General features: G+C 40.6%; 15 protein-coding genes and 1 pseudogene. 7 read left to right on the plus strand and 9 right to left on the minus strand.

What is annotated here, in order from left to right:
- Positions 1-230: 230 nt before the first annotated feature.
- From LDO37_RS29260 to cas6f, 4 genes are read left to right on the plus strand one after another with little or no spacing between them, the layout of a single operon-like run.
- Positions 231-1,442, plus strand: a complete 1,212-nt coding sequence (locus tag LDO37_RS29260; protein WP_126607365.1) for a TniQ family protein — start codon at positions 231-233, stop codon at positions 1,440-1,442.
- 2 nt (positions 1,443-1,444) lie between these two features.
- A complete protein-coding gene (locus LDO37_RS29265) occupies positions 1,445-3,532 on the plus strand; it encodes a type I-F CRISPR-associated protein Csy2 (protein ID WP_126607366.1) in 2,088 nt (695 codons plus the stop codon).
- Between the two features lie 6 nt (positions 3,533-3,538).
- Positions 3,539-4,567, plus strand: a complete 1,029-nt coding sequence (gene csy3, locus LDO37_RS29270; protein WP_126607367.1) for a type I-F CRISPR-associated protein Csy3 — start codon at positions 3,539-3,541, stop codon at positions 4,565-4,567.
- Positions 4,568-4,581: 14 nt separating this feature from the next.
- A complete protein-coding gene (gene cas6f, locus LDO37_RS29275) occupies positions 4,582-5,187 on the plus strand; it encodes a type I-F CRISPR-associated endoribonuclease Cas6/Csy4 (protein WP_126607368.1) in 606 nt (201 codons plus the stop codon).
- A 354-nt stretch (positions 5,188-5,541) separates the two neighbouring features.
- Here cas6f and LDO37_RS29280 read toward each other — a convergent pair.
- The 9 genes and pseudogenes from LDO37_RS29280 to LDO37_RS29320 all read right to left on the minus strand — a co-directional run.
- Positions 5,542-5,800: pseudogene (locus LDO37_RS29280) on the minus strand (hypothetical protein); the annotation flags it as partial.
- Positions 5,801-5,931: 131 nt separating this feature from the next.
- Positions 5,932-7,236: a TRAP transporter large permease gene (locus tag LDO37_RS29285; RefSeq protein WP_126607369.1), complete on the minus strand. Its 1,305-nt coding sequence runs from the start codon at positions 7,234-7,236 to the stop codon at positions 5,932-5,934.
- A 4-nt stretch (positions 7,237-7,240) separates the two neighbouring features.
- The gene (locus LDO37_RS29290; protein ID WP_126607370.1) at positions 7,241-7,735 is read right to left on the minus strand and encodes a TRAP transporter small permease; all 495 of its coding nucleotides are present in this window, start codon (positions 7,733-7,735) and stop codon (positions 7,241-7,243) included.
- A 134-nt stretch (positions 7,736-7,869) separates the two neighbouring features.
- Positions 7,870-8,829, minus strand: a complete 960-nt coding sequence (locus tag LDO37_RS29295) for a TRAP transporter substrate-binding protein (protein ID WP_126606646.1) — start codon at positions 8,827-8,829, stop codon at positions 7,870-7,872.
- 993 nt (positions 8,830-9,822) lie between these two features.
- Positions 9,823-11,604 (minus strand): sodium:solute symporter family transporter, encoded by a 1,782-nt coding sequence (locus LDO37_RS29300; protein WP_126606645.1) that lies wholly within the window; start codon positions 11,602-11,604, stop codon positions 9,823-9,825.
- Between the two features lie 870 nt (positions 11,605-12,474).
- Positions 12,475-13,362 carry a DMT family transporter gene (locus LDO37_RS29305; RefSeq protein WP_126606644.1) on the minus strand — a complete coding sequence of 296 codons (888 nt, stop codon included), beginning with the start codon at positions 13,360-13,362 and terminating at the stop codon, positions 12,475-12,477.
- Between the two features lie 18 nt (positions 13,363-13,380).
- Complete coding sequence (locus LDO37_RS29310) at positions 13,381-14,097, minus strand: 3'-5' exonuclease (protein ID WP_126606643.1); 717 nt, start codon at positions 14,095-14,097, stop codon at positions 13,381-13,383.
- Positions 14,097-15,959 carry a putative nucleotidyltransferase substrate binding domain-containing protein gene (locus LDO37_RS29315; protein ID WP_126606642.1) on the minus strand — a complete coding sequence of 621 codons (1,863 nt, stop codon included), beginning with the start codon at positions 15,957-15,959 and terminating at the stop codon, positions 14,097-14,099. The genes LDO37_RS29310 and LDO37_RS29315 overlap by 1 nt, the downstream gene beginning before the upstream one ends.
- A gap of 155 nt (positions 15,960-16,114) precedes the next feature.
- Positions 16,115-16,834: a FadR/GntR family transcriptional regulator gene (locus LDO37_RS29320; RefSeq protein ID WP_126606641.1), complete on the minus strand. Its 720-nt coding sequence runs from the start codon at positions 16,832-16,834 to the stop codon at positions 16,115-16,117.
- Between the two features lie 486 nt (positions 16,835-17,320).
- Between LDO37_RS29320 and LDO37_RS29325 the strand changes: the two genes are divergently transcribed.
- The 3 genes from LDO37_RS29325 (at position 17,321) to LDO37_RS29335 (ending at position 20,743) form a co-directional block, all read left to right on the plus strand.
- A complete protein-coding gene (locus LDO37_RS29325; protein WP_126606640.1) occupies positions 17,321-18,037 on the plus strand; it encodes a FadR/GntR family transcriptional regulator in 717 nt (238 codons plus the stop codon).
- A gap of 93 nt (positions 18,038-18,130) precedes the next feature.
- Positions 18,131-19,489 carry an MATE family efflux transporter gene (locus LDO37_RS29330; RefSeq protein WP_126606639.1) on the plus strand — a complete coding sequence of 453 codons (1,359 nt, stop codon included), beginning with the start codon at positions 18,131-18,133 and terminating at the stop codon, positions 19,487-19,489.
- 210 nt (positions 19,490-19,699) lie between these two features.
- Positions 19,700-20,743 carry a polysaccharide lyase family 7 protein gene (locus LDO37_RS29335; RefSeq protein ID WP_126606638.1) on the plus strand — a complete coding sequence of 348 codons (1,044 nt, stop codon included), beginning with the start codon at positions 19,700-19,702 and terminating at the stop codon, positions 20,741-20,743.
- Positions 20,744-20,837 lie beyond the last annotated feature (94 nt).

A 20,837-nucleotide genomic window follows, 5' to 3' on the forward strand; every position in this document is an offset into this window, starting at 1 on the left:
TAAACTAGGTTGAGTTGTGTTCCTCTTGCAATAATCTTTCGCTTTCTAACAAAAGCTATGGGTTAAATACTATAGAACTGAATAAAAATAGCACTTTTATTCATGATTAATTCGGATTTATGTGCATTGATGAATAACCTGAGCTAAATCACAGCTTGCTTCAAAGAGTTTGATTTTACGAGGCTAAAAGTGATAGAAAAACTTAGATATTCTAAGTTTTGTGGTGACATGTGAAGACGGACATTCAACTTTACCCAGACGAGTCTCTTGAAAGTTTTTTATTGCGCTTATCGCAAGATCAAGGGCATGAGCGATTTTCTCATTTTGCTGAAAGCATCTGGTTTGACACAATGAACCAGCATGAAGCGATTCCAGGTGCTTTTCCTCTCGAGCTCAACAGAGTCAATATTTACCACGCACAAACAACCAGTCAAATGCGAGTGCGGGTTCTTATCCATCTTGAGCAACAGTTAAAGCTCAATAAATCCGACGTTTTGCGATTAGTGCTATCTCACTCAAAATCTCAATTTTCTCCTGTATATAAAGCCGTTCATCGTTTCGGTTCTGATTTCCCTTATGCCTTTGTTCGTAAGCGCTTCACTCCCATTTGCCCTCAATGTATCGGTGATGCCCCATACATACGTCAGCAATGGCACTTTATTTCCCACCAAGCCTGTGAGCACCACGGATGTAAGCTGATACATCACTGCCCAGAATGTAAATCGAGGCTTGAGTATCAAGATACTGAGAGTATCAGCCAATGTGAATGTGGTTTTGACCTAAGAAACGCACAGATTGAAGCTGCTGCAGAGTCGGAGTTATTAGTCGCTCGTTGGTTGTCAGGATATGACTCAAACCCCTTGGGATTTTTGAAAGCAGAAGTGAAGTTGTCGGAACGTTATGGCTTTTTACTTTGGTATGTAAACCGCTATGGCAATATTGATGATCTTAGCTTTAAATCATTCGTTGAATATTGTAATGAGTGGCCAAATGCGTTGTGGCGTGAGCTTGATGCATTGAAGGATAAAACTGAGGTTGTCCGAGTCAAAGAGTGGAAGCAACTGTTTTTTAGTGAAGCCTTTGGTGGTTTGTTACTCGAGTGCCGGCAACTTCCAAGCCGGCAGTTAAGTCAAAATACAGTTTTAACTCAAGTACTAGCCTATTTCATAAATCTAATTAGAGATACTCCTGTACAGCTTAAGGGAAACATAAGCGACGTGCTATTGAGCCCGTTGGAAGCTTCTACATTGCTTTCTTGTACGACAGATGAAATATATCGGTTGTATGAGTTTGGTGAGATAAAAGCAGCCATCAGGCCGAAAATACATGCAAAGCTTGCTACCCATGAAGCTGCCTTTACATTACGAAGTGTTATAGAAACGAAGTTGACTCGAATGTGTTCAGAGACCGATGGTTTAAGTGTGTATCTTCCAGAGTGGTAAGCATGACGAAATTAAGCGATTTATTAGCAATAGAAGACGCGAACGTAAAGCAAGCAACGTTAAAGAAGATGTTTATGCCTTACACAGAGAATGTCAGTATCGATGGGTTTGAAAAAGAAGCTCTGACGATTTTACTCAATCTAAGTTCAAGTTATCAAGCTGATAGGTGTTCGAATTGGTTGGATGTTGCCCGTGCTAAAAACTATCTCCAAAACATTGATAATCTGGATGCATCTCTTGCTGAAATCAAATGGTTTCATACTCATAATCTCAAGTTCCCGGATTGTCGCGTCAAAGGACAACGGATAATAGCAAAGGCTCTTTCTACATCTGAGTCATTTATCTCAAGTGTAGGGTTAGATAATGGTTGGGGCTGGTCACATAACTCTGCGTTCTATCGTCACCCGATCTGGTTGTTGAACCCCTTTAGCTGGCGATCAAAGTCAGTGAGTGTCCTGTCTCTCATTCAAGAAGAAAATCAGGATTGGTTATCACTTTTACAAGAGTTTGGTTTAACCGTAACGCAACTGGCTCACATTCAAAACTCATTGTTAGTTGAACTGCGTGATGAGATCTTTCCTAACAGTGTAAGTGCATATAGCAAGCAACTAAGATTCCCATGGAGGGGGGATTACGTATCAATAACCCCAGTAGTGAGTCATGCAATGCAAAGAGAGTTAGAACTTAGATCGCGTAATAAAGAGAGTAAGTTACGGTTTGTATCCTCGTCTTTACCAAACTCTGCGAGCATTGGCAACTTGTGCGGCAGTTTAGGCGGACATATAAAAGTGTTGGATTATCCTTTAGGAGTAAAATCTAACCTAAACAAAACATTAAATGTAAATCGTCAAAAGAGTGGGCGATATTTTGATGACTATCAGGTAACGAACTCTAGGATCTGTCAGGTACTGAATCATCTAATCGGAGTTAGACCACTTAAAACAAAAAAGCAAAGAGAGCGGGCGCGATTGGTTCAGAGTAGGATATTACGAAAGCAAATAGCATTATGGATGTTACCGCTACTTGAATTAAGGGATATTCAGGATGCAGTGCCCAATCGGCAACAATTAAAGCATGATGATTCACTTGCTCAAGCGTTTTTGACATTGCCTGCGTCAGAATTTCCGTCATTAGCTAACGATTTTAACCGACATCTACATTTCGTTTTTCAGGAAAACAGGTTTACAGCTAAGTTTGCGTATCACCCTAATCTTATGAGCGTAGCCAAAGCGCAGATCAGTTGGTTGCTAGAAGAACTTAGTCAACCAAGCGAACCCCAAGAACTAGAACCAGCTGAACAATACATCTACCTATCATTTTTTCGAGTGCAAGATGCTATTGCAATGAGTAGTCCTTATTTATCGGGTATCCCGTCGATGGCGGCCTTTTGGGGGTTCATGCACCAATATCAAAGAGAATTCAATCAGCTTGTTGGCGGTGATTGTAAATTTGAATTCTCAAGTTTTTCGCTTTATGTTCGAAGTGAGAATATAAAGCCTTCAGCAAAACTTAGCGAACCTAACTCAGTCGCCAAAAAGCGAGTTATTTCTAATGCCAAGAGACCAACAATTCTCGGTCAACGGTTGTCTGATTTAGAGATAGATCTGATCATACGAGTTGAAAGTCAAAATAGAATTTCAGATTTTTTGTCGGAGCTTAAAGCTGCGCTTCCAGTAGTCTTAGCGGGAGGTTCAGTCTTTCAACCACTTATTTCATCACAGATTGACTGGCTCAAAACCTTCAGTAGTAAAAGTGAGCTATTTCATGTTTTAAAAGGCGAGCCGGCAAACGGGCGTTGGTTATTTCCAAGCGAAACGCAGCCACAAAGTTTTGACGAACTTGAACAGTTATTAAGTGGAGACTCAAATCGCATTCCCATTTCAATTGGCTACCATTTGTTAGAGTATCCAACAGCGCGTGATAATTCATTAACTGAAAGACATGCTTATGCAGAGAATGCTTTAGGTATTGCTAAGCGTTTGAATCCAATAGATGTTCGTTTTGGTGGACGAGATCACTTTTTTAACCATGCCTTTTGGTCGTTAGAATACAGTGGAGAAGCTATCCTAATAAAAAAATTAAGGGATTAGTTGCTTATGGAGCTCTGCAATCAACTCAGCTATTTACGTTCGCTTTCTACTGGCAAAGCATATTTCTATTCTTTATCCAATGAAGGGACGATGTGCCCAATTGAAATAGACAGAACCCGATTAAGGGCTCCCAAAGGTGGTTACTCAGAAGCATACAAAGGTAACAACTTTTCACCGAAAAATGTTGCCCCTCAAGACTTGTCATATGCAAACCCTCAATATATTGAAGAATGTTACGTTAAGCCAGGTGTGGATGATATCTATTGTGCTTTTTCTCTACGCATCAGTGCCAACTCATTAGGTCCCCAAATATGTAGTGATGATGAAGTGCGTAATAAGTTATCTATGCTTGCCAAAGCCTACAAAAAGGCAGGTGGTTACTCTGAACTTGCACATCGCTACGCTAAAAATATTCTACTTGGTACATGGCTTTGGCGTAATCGAGACGCTCGAAATGTACAGATAGAGATTACGACGAGTGACTCTAATGTATTCGTTATTGAAAATGTTCTTAAGCTTTCCTGGTATGGAAAGTGGGATAAAAAGTCGACTGATATTTTGGAACAACTAACTGACTTTTTGGTTAGAGCATTGTCCGAACCCAAGGCATATTTCTATATGGATGTTAAAGCAAAAATGGCTGTCGGGTGGGGAGATGAAATCTATCCAAGCCAAAAATTTTTGGATAGTAAGGAAAATGATGTTCCTAAAAAGCAGTTAGCAACCGTTGAGATTGAGGGTGGAAGGGAAACGGCCGCACTCCATGGGCAGAAAGTTGGGGCGGCTTTACAGTTAATTGATGATTGGTGGCACGACGAAGCAGATAAGCCCCTAAGAGTTAATGAATATGGTGCAGATAGAGAATATGTTATTGCCCGTCGACATCCTAAGCTGAAAAATGATTTTTATCAGTTACTCCGAAATACCGAGATTTGGATTGAAAGTATGACATCGTCTAAAACTATACCTGACGATGTTCACTTTGTTATGTCTGTCCTGATTAAAGGCGGTCTGTTCAATTGCTCCAAAGCTTAAGTAAGGGTTCCGTTATGGCAAAAAGGTTCTATCTCCTCATACGTTACTTACCAGTCCACGCTGACTATGAACTCCTAGCGGGCCGGTGCATTTCGCAAATGCACTTATTTATGGTTAATAACCAACAAGTTATGAATAAAATTGGGGTGAGCTTTCCTAATTGGGGGGCATCGTCAGTTGGTCAATCCATTGCTTTTGTAGCAGAAGACAAAGACGTGATGATAGGGCTTTCTTATCAGCCTTATTTTTCTTTGATGGTGAAAGAAGGCTTGTTTGAGTTGTCTAGTGTACTCGAAGTACCTGAAACAGTCGGTGAGGTAAGGTTTGTTCGCAACCAAAATGTTGCTAAAAGTTTTTTAGGCTCAAAGAAGCGAAGAATAAAACGCAGTATGGCTAGAGCGGAGTTATCTGGTCGTGAACAAGCTTTACCTGTCGCTAAAGAAGAGCGTGCAATTGGGCACTTTCATAGAGTACCTATTTCTAGTAGTTCATCAGGGCAGGATTACATTTTATATACACAAAAGGAACTTGTTAATAAACGCTCTACAGCAGACTTTAATAGTTATGGATTGTCAACCAACCAAGGAAGAAGGGGAACCGTCCCAGACTTTAACTTTTAACCCTTTTTGGGGAGAGTATTTTTAACTTCATAAAAACAATGTCTTAGCTGTTGGTTTTGTAAAAGGGTATTTTGAGGTTTTGTGACTTAAAGCAATCAAAATCAGAAGGTTAGTTATTATAGTTGATAGTGTCCTGCCGTATAGGCAGCTAGGAAAACTATTGGTACTCGAATGGTTAAGCGTTCTCCGTGTCCTGCCGTGTAGGCAGCTAGGAAATCTATCCTTGAGGAACAAATTTTAGATTTAGAGTGTCCTGCCGCATAGGCAGTTAAGAAAATGTTTAAGAATTACTCAGGTTAAACACCAGATAATCCTGCCGAAGAGGCAGTTAACTTAACTGAACGAAAGAGCTCTCTATTTTTGAGAGCTCTTTATATTTTTTGAAGCCTTATACTCTGATAACACAGAGTATAAGTCTTCAGCACGATTCGACCTCTTTAACTTTCTTTTTACCAAGTATTTTTGGTATTGAGGCTCAAAAATTTATGGTACGCCTGATTAATCGGTACCTTTGCTATTTGAAGCGAATTGAACTGACAAACCATATTCATGACCTTTACCAATCGTGAAATTGCCATTGACCTTGGCAGTTAATGAAGTACTTAAGGGCGAGCTAAGTTCTGGATTTTAATTTTCATAAAGATCGCCAAGGTTGTCCGAACTATTTACTATCTAGCTTGAAAGGATAATGCCCACAATAGTCAATTTCTATAGTAGGCATTTTTAATTTTTCTTTAATTCAGATTATTTTATTAACCCAAAAGCACGCGGCATACTTAAGCTTATTTCAGGGACAAATGTAATAAGTAGTAGAGTTATTATCAGCACCGCGCAAAAGGGCAGGATTGATTTAATAACATGCTCTATTTTCGCTCCACTAACACTACACCCAACAAACAGTGCCGTGCCTACTGGTGGTGTTGCAATCCCGATGCATAAGTTGAATATGATCATCATAGCAAAATGAATAGGGTGCATACCTAGTTGAGTGGCGATAGGCATAAATATAGGAGTAAAGATTAATACTGCTGGCGTGAGGTCCATGAACATACCAACGATTAGAAGTATTATATTCATGAGGATCAAAATGATAATCGGGTTGTCTGAAATAGAAAGCATCCAATCGCTGATTAAGCTTGGTAAACCAGTAAAAGCCATGGCCCAAGACATAATTGTCGAAGCTCCAATTAAAAACAACATAATTCCAGTAATCTCTGCTGTCTCAATACAAATGGTACGTAGTGCAGAAAGACCTAGCGAGCGATAAGCAAGAGACAAAAACAAAGAGTAAAGTACCGCGATACACGCGCCCTCTGTTGCTGTAAACACACCTCCTATAATCCCTCCAATAACAACCAAAACCAGTCCAAGGCTAGGTATCGCTCTCCAGGTGATAGCTAATGCTTCAGGCAATGTCGTGCGGGTTGCTACGCTTTTATACCCTTTTTTCTTAGCAATAAAGTACGCAACGATCATACAGCTTATGCCCATTAAGATCCCGGGAACGTAACCAGCTATAAATAGAGCGGCAATGGATGTTCCACCACTCACTACAGAAAACACAATCAGTGAGTTACTTGGTGGAATAAGTAATCCCGCAGGGCAGGAAGCCACGTTGACAGCAGTAGAAAATGATTTGCTATAGCCTTCTTTCTCTAGTTCTGGTTCTAATGTTTTACCTACGGCTGCCGCTGCCGCTACGGCTGAACCCGATACAGAGCCAAAAAGCATATTTGCAATAACATTTACATGTGACAGTGAACCCGGAAGCCGTCCAACTAATAGCTTCGCGAAATCAACGAGTCGCTGAGCTATTCCACCCCTGTTCATGATGTTACCAGCCAGTATAAAAAAAGGTATTGCAAGTAAACTAAAGCTGTCGATACCGGTTACTATTTTTTGCCCAGCGGTCATAAGTGCAATATCAAATGGCATGATGGTGCACATGATGACAAGAGAAGATAAAGCAATAGCAATCGCGATTGGAATACTAAAAGAGATCAGCAGCATAAATAGACACAATAGCCAAAAGCCGACGGAGATATCCATACAACTATCCTCTCTCATTGGAAGGTGTTGCCAGTAAATTGGCGATATTAAATAATATGTAAATACACATCAGTGAACCAGCTAAGGGCAATATAAAGTATACGTAGGACATTGGTATTTGTAGTGCTGGTGAAAATTGCATAGTGGTTCTACCCATCAGTTGAATTCCACCTTTTATCATCGCCAGAAAAACAAATGATAATGATGTTAAGTGTATTAATATATAACTAGGTTTTTGGTATTTTCTACCAATCGAATGTATGAATAATGTAATGGCTAAATGACCATTCTTACCAAATAAGTAACTAGCACCCAATAGTCCAAACCAGATCATAAGGTAACGCGCAAGTTCATCTGTAAAGGAACTTGGGTCATTCAAAACATAACGACTAAACACTTGCCAGGTAACTGAAGTTACTAAGAGAAAGAGAGCAATACTACAGAACGATAGAATTATTTTATCTAATAGGTTCTTAAACTTTGTTATATGAACGTCCATTTTGATATCCAGAGTATGTGTTTCTATAAATATGAACTTAATAAGAATATCTATAACTATTGTTTTAAATATTGCGACTTAATAATTATGTTTAACTGGGATTACCAAGTCGCTAATTTATCTTTTTATTAAGATTAGAGCTTTTGTATCGCCTCAACGTAGTAGCTCAAGTTAGAGTCTTTTTGAGCTTCTTCAATCATTGGTTGCACTTTATCTCGGAACTTAGACTTATCTACTTCGACAAATTTCACGTCGAGTTTTTTAGCAATGGCCATATTTTTACTGTCAGTTTCTGCCCAGATTTTAATTTCTTCTTCTCTCGACTCGTTAGCAGCTTCTTTTATGATTTTTCTCTCTTCGTTGGACAAGCTATTCCAGGTTGATTCAGAGATCATTATCAAGTCAGGAGTCATCATATGCTGGTCCATTGAATAGTACTTAGCCACTTCGGAGTGCTTCATTTCCACAAGGCTAGAGATATTGTTTTCTGCAGCATCAATGACACCTTGCTGTAGAGCGGTATAGACCTCGGTGAACGGAACAGGAGTAGGCTTAGCCCCTAGTAAACGAACCATTTCCATCATCGTAGGTGATTCTGGTACGCGTACCTTAAGTCCTGCTAAATCGTCTGGAGTCTCAATAGGTTTCGCACTGTAAAAACTGCGAGAACCAGAGTCATAAAATGTAACGCCTATAAATCCTTTCCCTTTGCTAGAAAGCAGTAACTTTTCTGCAGTTTCACTACGCATGAATTCATGCATATGAGTAGAGTCTCTAAACAAGAATGGGATTGAAATAGCCTTAAAGGTAGGTTCGAACGATTCAGCAAGAGAGCCATTTATCTTAGCCATATCGATAGCGCCAGTGACTACTTGCTCAGCTTGATCTCTCTCTGAACCTAACACGCCATTAGGGAAAATCTTGACGTTCATTTCTCCGTTAGACTTTTCGTTCACTTTTTCCGCAAAGATTTTCATGCCAGCATGTGCAGCACTTTCAATATTCATCGCATGACCTAGCATTAGAGTCTTTGCGTTGATAGAAAACGTCATCATCACAGAGGCAGCTGCTAGCGTAATTAATTGTTTTTTCATGTTCTTCTCCAGAATCGTTGTCATTTTTCCAAGGTATAGGCAGGATGAAAGGCAGTTATCAATCCTGAACATAATTTGTACGCCTCGTTTATTTATCATACAATAATTTAATACCTCAAATGTGGCTATCTCCACAAATTATGAAATGAAATGTGTAAGCGGTGTGATGAACTTCGCTTTAGAGAATCATGCGCATCAATATGCTGCCAGGGTTAAAGATTTTGGCCTAAGCAGTTTGTTTCTTAACTGGCCGAGATAACAACTTGCATAAGGGCGCAGGGAGCGGAAGCTGAGGTGGAGAGAGGCGACTGGTTCGGTGGCACTGACAATACTCGAAGTACGTTGTTGCGCTATTTTAAGTTCTAGATCAAGTCGTATAAGTAGCGAAGAGCCGCGTAGTGCGGCTCTTTTCACGTGGTTAATAGCTTATTTGAATCTGATTATGACAATTAGTCACTACCTAGCATGTCTGCAATTTCGAAATTGGTGTCATGTCTAGCTGCTTGAATATACTTATCGCATTCTTCTGTGCTAATCGACCATGAGCCATTTTGGGTTCTAGAAACTACTTGCCGCAAAAACTCTGATTGGCCAGATTTATAATTCCACGCCAAGTCACTACCATACTGCTTACATAACTCGACTTCACTTAAGTTTGAAGCATCTGTTGATGCATAAGTTGATAGTGCGAATAGACATGTACTGAGTAAAATTATTCCTCTCATCTTAGACCTCCTCATGTTCAGTCTACAAACTAAGAATAGTTTCATTTGATGAAAGGGCACTGCTCTTTACATTACTTTGAATTAGGTTTGCCTTACTTTACGTCTGGTTGTTGTGTCTGTTATTAGAAGTAGAATTGAACGAGTCAACGGCTTAACGGTTGATTATGACAAGCCGAGTGTATGACGATTTAGAAGGGAGGAGCTTTGATAGATTTAATATACAAAAAACGCGGCCTTAGAATGGCCGCGCTTTTATAGAGAGAAATTATTAGCTTTCTGTAACTGGTTCAGAGGCTTGCTCAGCACTTGAATCTACGGCTTTAACAAGTAGTAGACCAACACCACCGACAATAGCACCACATAGGATAAAGACTAAGCGACCCCACATTGGGTTAGGTAGTAGAGCCATGAACATCACACCTACGCCTGCTACTGCGATCAGCTTACCAAGCATTTGACGCTGTTTGTTATCTAGTTTCTTCTGTGCTGCAGATTCTGCAACAAGAGGAGTTGATAGGTTGTCAAAGAACTTGTCTACATCTGCTTGACGTTTCTCTGTTAGAGGCTTGTAGAACATAGTCGATAGCATGAAGAAGCCACCAGTCAGAACAATGTGTCCTACTAGACCAAGCGCCACTTTAACATCGGACCATTCACGTTTAGTTAATTCTTCAAGACCGAATGTTGAAGACACCATGTCAGCTGTGATAACAAAGCCAACAACATAAGATACGATACCACCTACAATCAGAGTGCCCCAACCAGCCCAGTCTGGAGTCTTCTTAATAAAGAAGCCTAAGAATGCTGGAATTGTCATTGGGAAGCCGATAAGTGCACCGACATACATCATTGTGTCGAACAGGCTCAAACCTTTCAGAGAGTTAATGAACTGCGCAATTAAGATGATTGCGATACCAAAAACAGCTGAGGTGATTTTAGATACAGTAACCAGCTCTTTCTCAGATGCCTGGCCTTTACGTATAACTGGTTCGTAGAAGTTCTTAACAAAGATACCTGAGTTACGGTTAAGGCCTGAGTCCATTGATGACATCGTTGCTGCAAACATAGCGGCAACTAACAGACCGACCATACCAGCTGGCATGTATTGTTCTACAAAGTAAAGGTATGCGAAGTCACCGGCTTTGCTGCCCGCTTCCGGGTAAGCTGCGGCTAAATCGACACCTTGGCCTGCAATGTACCAAGACGGCATAAACCAAATAAACACACCACCTAGCATCAGAACACACGCAAGCAACGCTGCTTTTTTCGCATTCTTTGAGTCTTTTGCTGCAAGGTAACGGTAAGAGTTCAGCATATTGTTAGTAATAGAGAACTGCTTAACAAAGATAAAGAATGCCCAGATGCTGAAAATGCTTAGGTAGTTTAGGTTGTTACCCGCTACAAAAGAACCGCCTTCTGCTACAGGGAAGTTTGAAATGATTTCACCAACACCACCGCCTTGAACTACTGCAACGACAGCACAGGTAACGGTTACTGCCATGATGATGACCATCTGCATAAAATCAGAGGCAATTACTGCCCATGAGCCACCAGTAACTGACATAGCAAGAACAACCAAACCTGTAATCCAGATAGTTGCTGTCATGTCGAAACCGAAAATGCCAGATGCGATGATAGCCAAAGCGTTTAGCCATACACCTGCTGAAACAACACTGTTTGGCATAGAAGACCAAGTAAATACTTGTTCGTTCGTAGTACCAAAACGCATGCGGATTGCTTCGATTACGGTTACAACACGTAGTTGGCGGAACTTAGGAGCAAAGTACGCAAAGTTCATGAAGTAACCAAATGCGTTTGCCAGGAAGATCATAGCGACCGCGAAACCGTCGTTATATGCTTTACCTGCCGCACCAGTAAATGTCCAAGCGGAGAACTGCGTCATAAATGCAGTTGCGCCCACCATCCACCAAAGCATATTACCGCCGCCTCGGAAGTAATCACTAGTGGTACTTGTGAAAGTTCTGAACATCCAGCCTATTGCGATTAAGAATAGAAAGTAGATGCCTACAATAATAGTATTGAGTTCCATCTTTAGACCTTTTGATAGTTGTTTAATGTCTGTGTGGTAATAGTAACTATCACTGGGTTTTATTTGTAGTACAATAACTCAAAATCGTGACCGGTGATACGGAATAAGAGGCTTAATTAATCATACAAGTGATCATTGTCGGATATTGAATCTTGATTTCTCCAATGAGGCCTTACAAATTAAAGGATTGAGGGAGGTTGTGGCAGATGTAGAATCTTGTTTTTAACTTTGATTCTAATCAAGCTTACATTGAGAATCTTAACATTATTAGCTTTGCTCTGACAAATTGTATGATTTATTTGTAAAAAAAAGCCCACACAAGCCTGTAATGTGTGGGCGAAAACGGCAAGGTTACCGTCTGAGCTAAGAGCTCTGTTGGTTGGCAATAGAACAGTTAAACGAGGTTTGGGTATCACAAGGCAATGCTCGAGGGTGCTTTGTCTTGCGTGGCTGTTCACGTTGCACTGTAAGATCTTCGACAATCATTGCCAATCAGCAGAAACAGGCTCAGTAATGTGTAGTTATGATATGGGAGCAACAAAATTTTATTCAGCTTCTCATGCTAATACTCACTTATTCGGTAAGAACAGCAATAAAACTAAATTGATAGTATTGTAGTACAAATAAATGTAAATGTTTGAAGTCTCAAAGTGTGAAACGAATCATGATTTGTTGTGGCGAATAAATGGCGTGTGTCCTAATTTTGAATTAGTGCAACCATATCAGTAAGTTGCATTTGCTTGGTTTATTTGATCTAAGGTGTATCTACACGCTTATATAAACCCGCATTGGGATAGTTGCTGCTCATCGTGTAAAGGCGCAATATTTTATGATAGCCAGCGACACCACTGGCTATTTATTTAGCAGATACTAGCTTTCTACAATGTACTCCTTACGCTTACTCACTTTTCTTTTCGAAAGCTTTTTCCAGTTGACTGGCATCATGGGAAGGACAATTAAGACTATACCCAGAGCGGTAAATAGATCGGGTATTTCGTCAAACCACATCACACCAAATAGTGTCACAAATGCGAGTCCAGAGTATTCAGCTAGTGCAATTTGACTGGCAGGTGCGCGTTTAAACGCTTTGACCACTAAGGCATGGTAAGACAAAACAAATACATTAATGGCAATAATCCACAGTAAATGTTGCCAAGTGATAGCTGTCCATTGCTGATAGGCCAATAATAACGCAATTGGTAAGGTCATTAACGTTGTCCAGAATAATGTACCAACTAATGGTTGTTCTTTTGGCATACGACGAATCAGAATGTTCCCAACTCCAATCGCTAAAGCGCTGCCTAGGGCAATGATTGCTGCCCAATGAAATTGCTCTGGACGTAATACTATTAGAACACCGCCAAAGCCAAGTACGGTACCCAGTACTTTTCCTTTTGAAGGCGTTTCTCCTAAAAATATTACCGAGAGAGGTAACACCAATAAAGGGCCAACGTAAAAAATAGCATTCGCTGTTGCTAACGGTAAGTGAGTAATTGCTACCATCGCGCAAGCACTGCCAAGCAAAATGAGCTGTGCGCGCCAGAAAGTAATCCAATCACAGCCCATAAGGCGTTGAGGTTTTTCTAATCGCAGCCAAATAGGCAGCAAAAATAATAAGCTGATCAGTTGTCGGATTAAAACGTACTGAAAAGTGGGAACTTCTCCATTCAACATTTTCAGAGACACATCCGACAGCGACGCGACCAGATTCGCCGCGACCAAGAGGAAGATCGCGGTAGAAACATCAGATTTTTTCATAACAGAATACTTTGTGGTTTAAATACTCAGACGGTAAAGGGTACCTATAGTCGTCTTGGCTTGAGGAGTGATGCGGGTTTGTTGAGCGAGTAATAATTCAGCGGTGGCAACTGCGTCTGCAAGTGCGTTATGACCGTTGTATGCAGGGAGTCCATAACGTGCTCTTGTCGCGGATAGTGTCACATCATATCCATCAGGGGAGTTGATCGCTTTTTGTAACCGCTTTTCAATACACAATGTGTCAATCCAAAGCAGAGGTGGTGTATCGATGTTGAATACGCTTAGCAGATACTGGTTGATGAAGTTTGCTTCGACCAGGCATCCGTGTGCAACAATCAGTTTTCCTTCTGCCACTTTAAAAAATGACCTCATCGCTTCATGGATAGAAACACCATCGACGAGCATTTGTTGCGTAATATGATTAACGACAGCGGTTTCTGGCTTAATTTTCGAGTCGCTGTGAACGTACATGTGCTTACTTGTAGATAAGTCAATGTGGCCGTGTTTAACTTCAACCCAACCAATCGACAAAATCACTTCTTCTTCACTATCTAGACCTGTAGTTTCTAAATCCAAAACAACAAATTCTGTCTCCGAGGCAAGTTGGCTTACGCGCAATTGTGGGGAACGTAATAGATTCTTTAAATATGTAGGGAGCCCTCGTTTTTTAGCGTAACTTACTCGTTTACGATTCATTCGCTCAAAAGGGTGGAGGTACTCAACTAAACGTTTCATTAACAACTCCCAAAGCGAACTTTTGCTGCTTCTTGTAAATCGGCAATGATACGAAATGCATCTTTTAAGTGTTTACGCTCAAAGCTACCAAACGAATTTGGATCGATATGGTTATTAGGTTCTTTGCCATTCTTTAAAGCGTCCAATTGGTGTGCAAATCGGAACGAAAGGATGAACTGGTATGCATTGGTAATGTTCTTATAGGAATCATCGCTTAGCATGCCTTTTTCATTAGCGGCCTTAAATCGTTCGTCAGTGGCTGTAAGATCGCACTCTACGGCCAGACCATAGATCCGAGCTAGATCAATGATTAGAGTGATTGCATATTTTTTTATATCTAGCGTTTTTTTGTCTTCACCGGATTTTTGCAATACCAAGCTGTTAAAAATACCCAGTGGCGGGTTCGTATTTACCGCATCATTAACTAGCATAGAAAGAAACTCCCTGTTTCCTCTAATATTTGAGTGCAATTCGTCACGTAATATGCGTTCAAACTCTTTGTTTCCGTACACGGTACGAATTTCCAAAAAGACGCTTATATTGAGTAGTCGTTCATATTCCGGGCTGGCTACCCACTTCTTATAGTATTTTTTCCACACAGTCAGTGTTTGGCACCACTTAGGGGTAGCTGCCATGAACTTGCCTGGACATAACGGATAATTACATTTGTCCAAACCATTACTCACCATCATGGCGAGATGTTTGAAATAGATGCGATCGTTATCTGTTGCTTTTTCTTCTAACACGATTGCACTGTCTTGATCAGATAACATGTGTACTTCATTACGGGCATGAGAACCTGCCACAATCCAAGAGAAATCACAGGGTGGAGTACCTAACTTATCAATGGCGATTTCTATTAAGCGTCGGGTATAAGCGTCCATAATCATTGTCATTACTTTTCCAATGATTTCTGGTGAAACGCGTCCCTCAACTAAAGCTTCAAATATGGCTTGACGCTCTGAAGTGAAACTAGAAAGCGCCTTTACACTGCCGGCATACTTAATTTTTTCGATTAGAAATATCGCTTGAACACGATGATTCTGAACTAAGTGTGTTGTGGTTAAAACGCCAACAACCTTATTGTCTTTAACAAGTGGCAGATTTCGAATGTTATGTTGCATCATAATAGAAGCAGCATGCAGCACTAGATCATCAGGGTGAATAGTTTGGGGATCTGGTGACATAACTTCAGAAATTGGGTTCGTGATGCTTAAACCTTTCGCAATGACTCGTTTGGTCATATCCCGGTCGGTAATCAGGCCTGCAATTTTATCGTCTTGGTATACAACTGCGCAGGGAGAACACTTATCTAACATCTCGTTCGCAACAGCTTGAATAGATTGATCTGCGGTGACAATCGCCACTCGACCACTGGCGATATCTTCTACACGACGAATAAAAAGTCCTTTTTCTTTATTGGACCAGACAACATCTAGTGCTGATTTCAATCTGACTTGAGCTTGAGATGCAAAGTGCTCTGCGCATTCAGGGTAGGCGGTACAAAGCTTTTGAAGTGCCGAGTTGGGTATGACGTAAACCAGTGAATTTTCAATAGCAATCGCTTGGTATTCTTTGCCGTTTTCTACTTCATTACCTAAAAAGGTAAATCCAAATAGATCTTCCGGGCCTAGTTTAGCTCTCAGTACACCATCGGATTTACGTTGTTCGATGGACCCTGTTCGAATGATGTAAAGCGACTTTTCACGTTTGGAAGCTCCCTGATCAACGACTTCACCTTTACTGAGATAAGTAATCTGAACGCAAGACGCCAGTTCACGAAGTGCCGTTTTAGGAATTTTGTCAAATGGGTCTATCTGACTGATGAACTGTAGGATGTTGGGAAGCAATGAATCGGTCATACTACAACGCTATCGAAAGTTAATTTGTATTACTATATATCAAAATATTGGTAAGGTATCACCCATAAATGGAAATAAGTTTCGAATAGTCATAAAAAAAGCACGCTTTAATGCGTGCTTAGTGTGTCTACGTGATTGCTCTTTAAGCTTGAGGTTTAGCTCGCTGCTGGAAGGCGGTGCTTAGACTCAAGTAAGTGGTTAGCAGATGCTTGACGAGCTTTGTCTGCATTGCCAGCCATAATTGCTTCGTAAATTTCACGGTGTTCATTGATACACGTATTGCCTTCTTCAGAGGAGTGAGCAATAAAGTTGATAAACATCGTTGTTAGAACGTGACCAAACGGCAAGAAAAAGTCGTTTCCAGTTGAGTTAAAAATGATGCTATGGAAACGGATATCAACATCCATCCAACGTTTCTTATCCAATTCGTCTTCTTTTGCTACTTCTAACATATCTTGAAATGCTTCAGAAAGTTGGATTCGTTGCTCAGCCGTTGCATTCTTCGCGGCGAGAGCACAAGCCTCAGGCTCTATCGCACGTCGCAAACCTAAAAACTGGTGGCAGAATTGATCGATCTCTGTAAGACCATCCATCCATTCTATTAATTGAGGATCTAAGAAATTCCAGTACGCGCGGTTTATCACCCGAGTACCAACCTTCGGGCGTGACTCTAATAAACCTTTAGAGGTTAATAGTTTTACCGCTTCGCGTAATGCAGTACGACTGATGCCAAACTGCTCGCAAAGTGCCATTTCTCCTGGGAGGATAGACCCTTGAGGAATCTTACCTGACAAAATGCTACGCGCAATTTCGCGAGCTACTTGCACGTGAAGGCTTCGTTTAGAACCTGAAATAGAATGAAATTCGCCAGACATAAAATCACTTAATTTAGTCAAATATGTATTATTTAAGTCGCACTATACCACTCCTAGTGTAGCTCACCAAGCAGATGTTGGCGTAATAGTAGAAGGGCTCACATATGAAACTGAACTATTTATAATGTCATTGTTAGTTGATTACTCATTTATGACTAAGGCTGCTGTCAGAACGCAACAATTTCTCCAAGTTTTTAGAACATAACGGTTACCCAAATAATCAATGATAGTGATTGTCCACACAAAAATTTAAGTGAATATGCCAAATTTAGTTTCGAGTATAGAAAGTACAGTATAAGTGCTTTTACTGAAATTAATGTTATTGTATGATTTATTGGTGGTGTTGGATAGAAACTGCACCACTGATTAATTTCGTTCCAAACGACGAATATACTGACCTTAAAAAATGCCAGTGTCGTCTGGTCTTTTTATTTTTTGGTCATATTAGTCGTGAATGACATAGGTGCATTGCAATGAGGAGCGTAAATGGCAGAGTTTTCACTTGTAGGGAATTCTAACCACAAGATACATGTACAAGTGGCTAGACAGATCGCTCGTAAAATATTATCAGAAGAACTGGGTCAAAATGAAAAACTCCCAAGTGAATTGGAGTTATGCAAATTATTTGGAGTGAGTCGTACTGCGCTACGCGAGTCGACCAAACTGCTTTCTGCAAAAGGGTTAATTCTATCCAAACCGAAAGTAGGTACAACAGTACTTCCGAGAAATCACTGGCACTTTCTTGATCCTCAGCTTTTAGAATGGATTCAGGATTTAGAGGACACCAAGCCATTCTTATCTCAGTTCCTAGGCTTAAGAAAAGCGATTGAACCTGAGGCTTGTGCGTTGGCTGCAATTAATGCGAGCGCAGAACAAAGAAAAGAGTTATCAGTAATTTTTCAGCGTATGTCTATGGCGGCTAATCGCCATGATTATGAAGATTGGATAATTAATGACCACCTGTTTCATCAAACGATATTCCTTTGTACTCGAAACCATTTTTATATCCCTTTTAGCAATATTCTTTCCACTATTTTTAAGCTGTTTATTGATGAATCAGTGGAAGGGGGAAGGTTTTGCCTAGATGAGCACCGCTCTATTTATGATGCCATTATGGCAGGTAATCAATTTCAAGCTCGTCTGGCTTCGCAAACATTATTAAATGACGAAAACCAGAAACTCTCTAAAGTAGTCAATGGATAACATAAACCAATATACACATCGTTTCGTTTATAAATACGTGAAGTTTAAAAGCTACACAATTCGATGTGATTAACTCTCTCCTAAGGCTCAATGATGTCTTCTCAGTCTTATATCAGAAAAAATTTATCACTTGCCTGGCCGCTAGCTCTCAACGCATTACTCATGCAGTCAATGCTGATGATTGATACTTTTCTTGTTACTCCACTTGGTGAAGTATCGCTTGCTGCAATGGGTATCGCGACCACTGTTATTTCATTTGTTTTGGGCACTCAAATGGCCTTGGCCAATGGCTCTCAACTGGTCTTAAGCCGCGCTGTAGGTTCGGGAAAGAGCTTCTCTTTAAACAAAGGATTCTGGGCTGGCTTGAGCATCAACGTTTGTGTCGCGATAATTTTCTGGACGTTATTGGCTGCTTTTGACGATGCACTGATAAGCTACTTAACTAATAATAAATCGCTTTATGCAGAAACTCAGCGATATATTGGAGTAGCGAAGTACATCATCATATTTAACGCTATTACACAGGTGATGATCGCGCTATTCAACGCGTTGGGGAGAACTAAAGTCCCTTTCAAAGGATACCTGATCGAGCTTCCTATTAATGTCGCCATGTCTTATGTGCTTATTCATGGGGCCTTAAGCTTTGAAGGAATCGGCGTGCAAGGTGCAGCGGCTGGAAGTTTAGTTGCTATTGCTATACGATTTTTGTATCTGACAATGTGTATCAAAGTTGATGATTCCATTGTTTTGTCGATGAAGAGCCTCGATGCTTCACTTAAGAGTAATATTCTTAATCACTTCAAAGAAATATTCCCTGTTGCTGCAAATGTGACTATGCTGCAAACGGGTGCCACGATTTATATGTTGCTGTACTCACAGCTTACTCTTAATGCCTATGTGGCGATGACAATTGTAATGCCGTGGGTTAAAGCGGGGACGCAATTTATTACTGCTTGGGCACATTCTTCAGCAATTACCATCAGCCAGGCGATTGGCTCCCGGCAAATGGACGAATTGCGCAAGAATGTTGATATCAGTATTGATATGGCAGTGACGATTTCAATTGTATCTGCGATGTTATTTTTTGCGCTGAGCTTTGTATTACCAGATTTATACCCAGATTTGGCTCCAGACACGTATTTAGCGCTTTCCGCCATTGCGCCGTTGTACATCTTTCTTCCTGTCGTAAGAGGGTACAACACAGTGCATGGCCATATATTAAGAGCACTTGGGAAAACAACGGAAGTCTTTAAGATAAACTTCACGGGCCAATGGATCATATCTATCCCACTGTGTGCGTTGGCGATCTTATATTTGGATCTTTCTATTTTCTGGGCGTTTGCTGTGATGCCTTTTGAAGAAGTTGTTAAAGCATGGCCATTCAGGCATTTAGCTCGTAAAGCGTTAAACGAATTTGACCTGAAAAATGCCGATAAGCTTATGTACGACTAACCAACTTTTCCATTTAGGTAGAACTTTACAGAAGGTTTCTACCTAATCTTTCTAAGTTCTTTTTTCTTAAGAAATTAAGCAAGATCACAGATGTTGTAGAAGCCTCTTATAAATTGTGATCGGTAAAACACATCGTGACATATTCGCTCGAATAGTTCCTTACTTTCCTTACTATATGTATGACAATATTACATATAGTAAGGTTTGACGATGAAACACAACGTACTAGTAGCCGCAATGGCTTTAGCTCTACCTACATTCGCAATTGCTTCTGATTTAAATAATGGCATCGATTACCCAGTTCCAGCTGATAAATTCGACATGAGAAACTGGAAAATCACTATCCCTTCTGACATCAACGAAGATGGAAAAGTGGATGAAATTGAAGGTGTTGCGATGCTGAGTTACTCGCACAAGGATTTCTTTTTTCTTAATGAAGAAGGGAACTTAGTTTTTGAAGTTCACAACAAAGCAGTAACAACTAAGAACTCAAAGAATGCACGCTCTGAGCTACGTGAAATGCCTCGTGGTGCAGACTTCTCTATCAATACCGATGATCTACAAAACCATTGGGCGCTTTCTAGCCATCCTCAAGCGTCAGAGCACAGCCAAGTTGGCGGTACTCTTGAAGCAACACTGAAAGTCGACCATGTTTCCGAGCATGCTAAATTCCCGGAAAGAGGACCTGCGCACTCTGTTGTGGTTGGCCAAATTCATGCGAAAAAAATTGATGCTCGAATCAAAGAAGGCAAAGGGTACGGCCACGGGAATGAACCCATTAAGATTTTCTATAAGAAGTTCCCTGGTCATGAGATGGGTTCGGTATTCTGGAACTACGAGCGTAACCTAGCGAAAAATGACCCCAATCGCATTGATATCGCTTACCCAGTTTGGGGCAATACTTGGGAAAACCATGAAGAGCCAGGAAAAGCAGGCATCGCTCTAGGTGAAGAGTTCAGCTACAAGATTGAAGTGGCTGGTACTATGATGAACCTGACGTTTGAAACTGCACGTCACGACACTGTGACTTACTCGATAGACCTGAGTAAAGGCGTAGATGACAAAGATTTCGAACACGGTTATGCAGAAGACATGTTCTACTTCAAAGCAGGTGCTTATGGACAGTGTAGTGTAAGTGAATCTCACCCAGTATGGGGTACAGGCTGTGCGGGTACAGGTGATTTTGCTATCGACAAGAAAAGCGGTGATTACAACAGCGTTACGTTTTCTAAGCTGAAGCTAAACGGAAAGTAAAATAAACAGCGAATCAAAATAGATTAACGCTATCCTAAGCCTCACCTGACCGGGTGGGGCTTTTTTGATCCTGTTTATCTATTCAGAATAAACG

This window comes from Vibrio penaeicida (assembly GCF_019977755.1).
GTDB lineage: Bacteria > Pseudomonadota > Gammaproteobacteria > Enterobacterales > Vibrionaceae > Vibrio > Vibrio penaeicida.

Coding starts and splice junctions, on each gene's coding strand:
- LDO37_RS29285 (WP_126607369.1), bottom strand. CDS start 7,236: ATGGATATCTCCGTCGGCTTTTGGCTATTGTGTCTATTTATGCTGCTG.
- LDO37_RS29300 (WP_126606645.1), bottom strand. CDS start 11,604: ATGGAACTCAATACTATTATTGTAGGCATCTACTTTCTATTCTTAATC.
- LDO37_RS29335 (WP_126606638.1), top strand. CDS start 19,700: ATGAAACACAACGTACTAGTAGCCGCAATGGCTTTAGCTCTACCTACA.
- LDO37_RS29305 (WP_126606644.1), bottom strand. CDS start 13,362: ATGAAAAAATCTGATGTTTCTACCGCGATCTTCCTCTTGGTCGCGGCG.
- LDO37_RS29265 (WP_126607366.1), top strand. CDS start 1,445: ATGACGAAATTAAGCGATTTATTAGCAATAGAAGACGCGAACGTAAAG.
- LDO37_RS29315 (WP_126606642.1), bottom strand. CDS start 15,959: ATGACCGATTCATTGCTTCCCAACATCCTACAGTTCATCAGTCAGATA.
- LDO37_RS29295 (WP_126606646.1), bottom strand. CDS start 8,829: ATGAAAAAACAATTAATTACGCTAGCAGCTGCCTCTGTGATGATGACG.
- LDO37_RS29310 (WP_126606643.1), bottom strand. CDS start 14,097: ATGAAACGTTTAGTTGAGTACCTCCACCCTTTTGAGCGAATGAATCGT.
- LDO37_RS29325 (WP_126606640.1), top strand. CDS start 17,321: ATGGCAGAGTTTTCACTTGTAGGGAATTCTAACCACAAGATACATGTA.
- LDO37_RS29290 (WP_126607370.1), bottom strand. CDS start 7,735: ATGGACGTTCATATAACAAAGTTTAAGAACCTATTAGATAAAATAATT.
- LDO37_RS29330 (WP_126606639.1), top strand. CDS start 18,131: ATGTCTTCTCAGTCTTATATCAGAAAAAATTTATCACTTGCCTGGCCG.
- LDO37_RS29320 (WP_126606641.1), bottom strand. CDS start 16,834: ATGTCTGGCGAATTTCATTCTATTTCAGGTTCTAAACGAAGCCTTCAC.
- cas6f (WP_126607368.1), top strand. CDS start 4,582: ATGGCAAAAAGGTTCTATCTCCTCATACGTTACTTACCAGTCCACGCT.
- csy3 (WP_126607367.1), top strand. CDS start 3,539: ATGGAGCTCTGCAATCAACTCAGCTATTTACGTTCGCTTTCTACTGGC.